This is a genomic window from Belnapia arida (assembly GCF_016773205.1).
Taxonomy (GTDB): domain Bacteria; phylum Pseudomonadota; class Alphaproteobacteria; order Acetobacterales; family Acetobacteraceae; genus Belnapia; species Belnapia arida.
Window position 1 is genome coordinate 1 of the sequence record NZ_JAETWB010000098.1, and the last position, 6,205, is coordinate 6,205.

At 60.0% G+C, this 6,205-nt stretch carries 4 protein-coding genes; 3 read left to right on the top strand and 1 reads right to left on the bottom strand.

Annotated features, from left to right (window positions below):
* Positions 1–54: 54 nt before the first annotated feature.
* Positions 55–1,653 (bottom strand): peptidoglycan-binding domain-containing protein, encoded by a 1,599-nt coding sequence (locus tag JMJ56_RS32430; RefSeq protein WP_202836005.1) that lies wholly within the window; start codon positions 1,651–1,653, stop codon positions 55–57.
* A gap of 1,235 nt (positions 1,654–2,888) precedes the next feature.
* Between JMJ56_RS32430 and JMJ56_RS32435 the strand changes: the two genes are divergently transcribed.
* The 3 genes from JMJ56_RS32435 to JMJ56_RS32445 form a co-directional block, all read left to right on the top strand.
* Entirely contained in the window at positions 2,889–3,497 is a 609-nt protein-coding gene (locus tag JMJ56_RS32435; RefSeq protein WP_202836006.1) for a LabA-like NYN domain-containing protein, read from the top strand.
* Between the two features lie 314 nt (positions 3,498–3,811).
* Positions 3,812–4,870: a hypothetical protein gene (locus JMJ56_RS32440; protein WP_202836007.1), complete on the top strand. Its 1,059-nt coding sequence runs from the start codon at positions 3,812–3,814 to the stop codon at positions 4,868–4,870.
* 15 nt (positions 4,871–4,885) lie between these two features.
* Positions 4,886–6,205: primase-helicase family protein (locus JMJ56_RS32445; protein ID WP_202836008.1), on the top strand; the 1,320-nt coding region annotated here is incomplete at its 3' end.

Consider the following 6,205-nt stretch of genomic DNA (forward strand, 5'->3'; position numbering starts at 1 on the left):
TAACGCCCCTCATAATGTATAGGCGCGAAGCCAACTTGCTAGGCGATCTCCGCCTCAGCCACCCAACACAATGGACAATGAGCGGCAGTACATCCGCGGGATGGAATAAGGCAAGAAACTAGCTTGCCCATTCAGCTTCCATGGGCTGCTGCACGCAACTTGCGCCAGCGTCACGCACATATTTTGAGCTTCCAGCGCAACAGATTCGCTTTCCCGAGAAGCCGTTGCCCTATTGAAGTAACTCTTACACTGCGCTTCCATTTCTTTTGCGTCGGCAGAACTTTGGAGCAAGCTGTAAGCCAAGCTGGTAAGGTTCCAAATTCTTCTGCGTGAATCTTTGGCTGAAATGACCCCCTCGGCATTGTCTCTTGCCCGCCGCTCGAATGCTCGCTCTGGGTTGCCATCGACATCCGCGGGCATTGTTATATTCTTCCCTCCGATGGACAAGACTGTTTGAACTTTCTTCAATTCGCCGGCCTCAAAGAAGCAAATCCAGCGCACCGTATTTTGGCCCCCGGCCGGGTCCAAAACAGATTGGGAAATCTCGGCGACTCTCAGTTGGGGTACTACGCTATCATCATTTCTTTCTGCTGCTGCCGTGTAACTAAACCGATATGGTCCTGGCAACATGCCGTTCATTGATTCTTCGTCTTTTTGCGCTCGTTGTCTACAGCGGTCGCTAAGCGTCACATTGCTTTCCATTGGATTTGGCTGCGAGCCAACGTCAGGCTGGGGTGCAGCCGCAGTACCATTGGTCCCCCGATTCTCTCCGGACGGGGCGACAGCGAATGGTTCTGAGATGGCATTTAGCGCCTTCTCAAGCTCTGCCGTTCTCAGCCTAAGCGCCTCGGCCTGAGCCTGAAAATCGCTTGTAGAGCTACGATTGCTGCTTACAGCCGCGGTCAGCACTGAGGCATCGCGATCTGAGAGCCAACCAGCCGTGGGGAGGCCTGCTGCCCTTTGCCATGACATAATTGCGGATCGAGTGGCAGGTCCATAAACTCCGTCTATTGCTGCGGTATCAGGAATATGGCCGAGCGTCTGCAAAGCGCGTTGTAATTCAATGTGCATTGCCAGCGGGCGCTCTGCCTCCTGTCTTGCTTCTGGCCCAAGACTACGGAGCCATATCTGCCTCTGACCCTCATATCGGCTCGCAGTGCAGGCACGCGATTGACGGAGCAGTTCAGGTGTCGCTGTACCGTTTCGAGGAATGCCGCACCTGTCCAGCACACCGTTAGTGAATTCCACTGCCTCACGCCGAAGGTCCCGTAGCCCTGCCTCGCCGACCTGCTGACGGAGCGCCTGAAAAGCTTGACTGAAGGCGAGATCAAGCCGGGCCAGTCCGGCGTCCATGCAGATGAGTTGCGGCAGAGGCTCAAGCGTAGCTGTCAGCGAGTTGCAGTCGAAGCTGGGGCCGAGACCTGTGCGCGGTGCGCCATGGGGCGCTATGGGAGCAGTTGTCCGCACACCAAGACCATTCGGAGCAGAATTAACCGGCGCACGGGTGCCGCAACCTTCTGGTCCAAGGTTACGTCCGATACTGAGGTGAGTGATTCTGACGTTGCGGAAAATCCGCGCAGCCTCGGCGTTGTATTTGCCGTCGCAGTTGAAGGCAGTGCCGAGAACGTAATCCTCCCCCTCGCGCCGCTCCATGACCTGCTGCCAACGTCTAGAGGCGTCAATTGCCGGCCCATTTACCAGTTGCGCTTGGAGTCTGAACTGAATGAAATCGAGGGAGTGTGGTCCTTCCCAATGCATGTAGACGCTCGGGTCGTAGGCATTGCCGCACGAGTAGAGGCAGTCAGCCGAGAACCTGTCGGCGCCGAGTGTATCCGCGAATTGGCCGAATGTGAGCAGGTTCGCGGAGGGCAGTGCAACTTGTGTAAGTCGCGACATATCGGCCGTGCATCGCTGAGTGACCTTTAGGCGGAGAGCAGCTATCTCCGCTCCTCTGGCATAGACCGTTATCTCACAACCGCCGACTGTGTACTCGCGGGTAGAGGCACCCTGTGAGGCTTCGTATACGCGCCGGGCTGGACCTGCGCTGGTTTCGAAGTATTGCACCTGGGCGCCAACCATCTGAGTAGTAAAGAGGCGCGCTAGCCTGTCGGGCGCAGCGCGCAGCTGCCCTTGAGCAGCGGCAGAGGAAGGCCCTTCGGGGCCAAAGAGGGTCGCGGCCGTTGCGAGCATGCTTAGCAGGACTGCCTGCGCTAGCGAGCGAAGCGGCAACATTCTCATTAGTCCATGATTGTTGGGAATTCATTATGATGCAACTTTCAGCTTTTATCCATACAAACGATCGCCGGCCTTTGCTTCCCGAGACCGGTACAGCGTGGCAGCCAGAACACGGCAGCCGACGTGGACGCTGCGATAGCGATGCTCGACGGCGGCACGCCACAGACGTGGTGCTCTTGGACGTAATGATGCCGGGCGGCATGGATGGTGTGGAGTTTGCGGCCATCGCCTGCGGGCGCCACCCAAGCCTGCCGATGATCCTTCCCATGGGCCTAGTCGGTGCGCTCGCCGGGAGGCAGTTGCCGCGCGGAGTGGCCCTACTGCGGAAGCGCTTCGCCCGCAGGCATCGCCACCGCTGCTCTGGGAGCAAAGCTACCCCGTTACGAATTCGGTCGGTGAAACGAGGTGGAGAGTGACGATACGCCCATGCGGTATGGTAATTGGCTATTCAGGAGGTTCAACCAAGCGACCTCGTCGCGGAGGAGGTTCGAATCTATGAATGTACCGCCCACTGCTATTCAATCTTGATGCTGATCCGGCCTCGATCTCGTGACGCGCGCTACTGGCTGAGTGGCGGTGCCTTCCCCCGATCCGCGGATTGGTAGCCTCGCGTGATTGGAGCCCAAGATGCCAGATATGAACGGAAGCCGGTCGTGAGCCTCCGCCCCAACCTCCCCACGACGGTCATCATCGATGGGCCACATGCCTACATGGCAGCGCGAACCCTTGGGTTTGAAATTGATTTCCGTCGGCTCCGCGACTGGCTCGACAGAACGTGCCAGCCGCGCCACCTCCTCTACTACACGACAGTGCTGGACACCCCGGAGGGTGACCGTAACCCGCTCGCACCTTTGGTGAACTGGCTTGTTTACAATGGCTACAGGGTCGAGACAAAGCCGGTCCGAGAGTTCGTGGATGAGGAGACGGGTCGCCGGAGGATCAGGGGCAACACCGTCGCCGAACTAACAGTTGCCCTGCTGGAGGCCACGCAATGGGCCAGTCAGGTGCTCCTCTTGGGAGGTGATGGTGACCTAAAAGCCGGCGTTGAGGCGGCACAGCGACGGGGCGTGCGGGTGGTGTTGACCTCGACTGTCAAGTCCAGCCCGCCGTTGTGCAGTGACGAACTCAGGCGGGCAGCCGACGCTTTTATTGACCTGGGCGATCTTGCCGGTGAAATCGGCAAGGACGGCGGCCAAGGCCGCACCAAGCCAGGGGGCAGTGGCGGCGCGCGGGGGAAGTCTGGCGGCGGCGATGCGGTCTGATGGCTGGTTCTCGCCCAGCCGATAGAGACGTGCGCCATAGGTCATGGTAGCCGCGGCAACCTCCGTCCTTCACAAACAGTTGACAGCCACTCCCTGGCTGGTATACCTTTCTCCTGTGTCGGGTAGCTCCCGGCGCGTCCCGTTGTAGCAGGCCGTCCCGGTTTTCGGGACGGTTCCTCGCAGCGGGTGTCTTTCAACAACGGGGTTTCAACATGTCTCTTTCTGAAGCGGACGCACGTCCGATTGAGAGCGTTCGCGCGCCCTCCAGGCCGCATTTCGTCAGCGGCCTCACTCACGTCTACTGGCATAAGGAAATGGCGCAGTTCCGCCTCGATCAGGCGCGCGTCACCGACTTTCCCAAGTTCGACGACTTCGCTGGGATGCGCCAGTACGTCCTCGGCCCCCTTCGCTACCCCAAGCCGCAGACCAACAAGCTGGAGACCTATGGCTGGTCGCCGACAATGTACGGGCCGACCATCAACGTCGCGCGGGGTCATTCCGAGGCCGGGTGTTGGCGCGACGGCGCCGCAGAGGCAGATGCACTTTCTGCCTGGACCGGGGATATCGACAACAAGTCCGACGCGGCTTCGCACGTCACTGAGGCCCAGGTCGCCTTGGGGCTGGCATCACTAATGCCGGCTCGGCAGCCGGTTGAGCACTTCACCTACACCACATATTCGTCTTCGGTTGAGCGTCGCAAGTTTCGTTTGGTCGTGGAAACTGACCGCGATCTCACCCGGACGGAGCAGCGCGACATTTGTGTGCTGCTGAACGAACGGGTGTTCAACGAGCAGGCCGACGGGAGCATCTACGACCCCGGAGACCACCTGTACGGCCCACCCTACCAGACCGAGATCACAATTGCCCATGGCGTCCCGATCGCCGTCGATGCCTTCCTCGCAATGGCACGGGCACTGAGGATGCAGCGGCCGGAGTTGTGGGTCCCCTTTGAGAAAAAGGAGGCAAGGATGATCCGCGGCGCCACCCTCAAAGAAGCGGCGGTGGTGCCGGTCAGGATGATTGATCGTTCGCCGCGCTCGGATTTCGGCGGCATCAACGATCCTGCGGTCTTCAATCCCGCGTGGCGCGATGAGTATCCGATGACCGTGGTGCAGGGGTCGCATTATGCCACCATGCTCAGCCTCCTTGGGAAAGTGTGGAGGAAGACTGGTGGCCGGCTTAGCTTCGGCGAGATGCGGCAGGTGTTCGACGAGATCGACGCGCTCGACGGTTTCTACATGTCCTGCAAGTACCCAAGCGATAAGCCGGACGAGATGCTGGATTTCGTGATGAGCCAGCCTGTCGCAGACGACGCGCGCCCGAACACCACCGCGCTTGAATGGCGAATTCGCCGCCTGAAGAACAAGTTTTGAACAAGGGTTTTTGAAATGAACAATGAAATGGCGCCGGACCTCTCCGGCCTGAGTCTGCGGTACAAAGAAGCCAAGGTTCTCTATGAGGAGGCCGTCGCGCGTGCGCTTAACACCTTCGCCTATCAGGAAGCGGACGTGGCTTGGTTGCGGCTCGACCAAGGCGGGCAGCGGTACAGCGACAAGGCCCTGAACGACTCCGAGATCGGCCGCGCCGTATCGGAAGCTTGGGCTATCCGTGCCGCAGCGAAAGCTGGTCTGGATGCAGCCGCGGCGGGTTCTGATGTGAAACCCAAAGCGCCGAAGGTGCTTCCTGCCCACAACATTCTCATCCATGCAGATGGGCTGAAGACGGTGGCAGGGCTCACCTACGCGGTCGGTGAGGACCGGCTGGTGCATGTGGAGGAAGGCGGCATTGAGGCGCTGCGGGTCAATACCTACAACCCCAGCATGCTCATGCCCGCCGAGGCGGCGACTGAGGAAGATGTCCGGCCGCTCCTCAACCACCTCACCTTGCTCTGCGCCAATGAGCCATCGGCCGCCGGTCACCTTCTCAACTGGATGGCTTGGGTCGCACAAAACCCGAAGGGCAAGGTCAGGTGGGCGCCATTGCTGGTGAGCGGTCAGGGGACAGGCAAGGACACCCTGTTCAAGCCGCTGGTCTCCATTGTCGGCAGACACAACTACGTCGAGATCGGCCCCAATGATTTGGAGTCGACGTACAATCCATATTGCCGCCAGCGCTTCGTGGTGTTGAACGAGATGCAGCGGAAGGAGCGCTTTTCCGCCTATGACTTCATCAAGCCATTCATCAGTGGCACCACGGGCGATACCGTGACGATCAACGAGAAGTACAAAGGCCATTACCCGGCCGCTAACAGGATGGCCTGGGTGGTGTTCTCAAACCACGCGGACGCAATGCCGATGGAGGGCGACGACCGGCGGTTTTACGTCGTGGAGGTTCGTCATCCGCTGTGGCCGAACGTCAAGCCGAACGACACGGAGAAGCGCGCCTACTTCGCGCCGCTCCACGACTGGATCGAGAATGGCGGTGCCGCTCTGGTGTACCGCTATCTGCTTGACCGGGACCTCTCGGAGTTCGACCACGCTAACCCGCCGGCCGATACCCAGGCCAAGCATGACATGCGCCGCGCCGCCATGTCGGTCTTCTCGCAGTGGTTGGCGGACGAGTGCCAACGCGGGCTGTACGCCAAACGCTCGGTCGTCTGCGCCAAGGAAGTGCAGGAGTACGCGGCCGATTGCCAGCAGGACCGCGCTAACGGCCGTGGCATCAAAGGCGGGTTGGAGGCGGGCGGCTTCCACTACTACGGCATGATG

Excerpts from the sequence above, each read along its gene's own strand:
- JMJ56_RS32440 (WP_202836007.1), top strand. The coding sequence starts at position 3,812 with ATGGCGCAGTTCCGCCTCGATCAGGCGCGCGTCACCGACTTTCCCAAG.
- JMJ56_RS32430 (WP_202836005.1), bottom strand. The coding sequence starts at position 1,653 with ATGGAGCGGCGCGAGGGGGAGGATTACGTTCTCGGCACTGCCTTCAAC.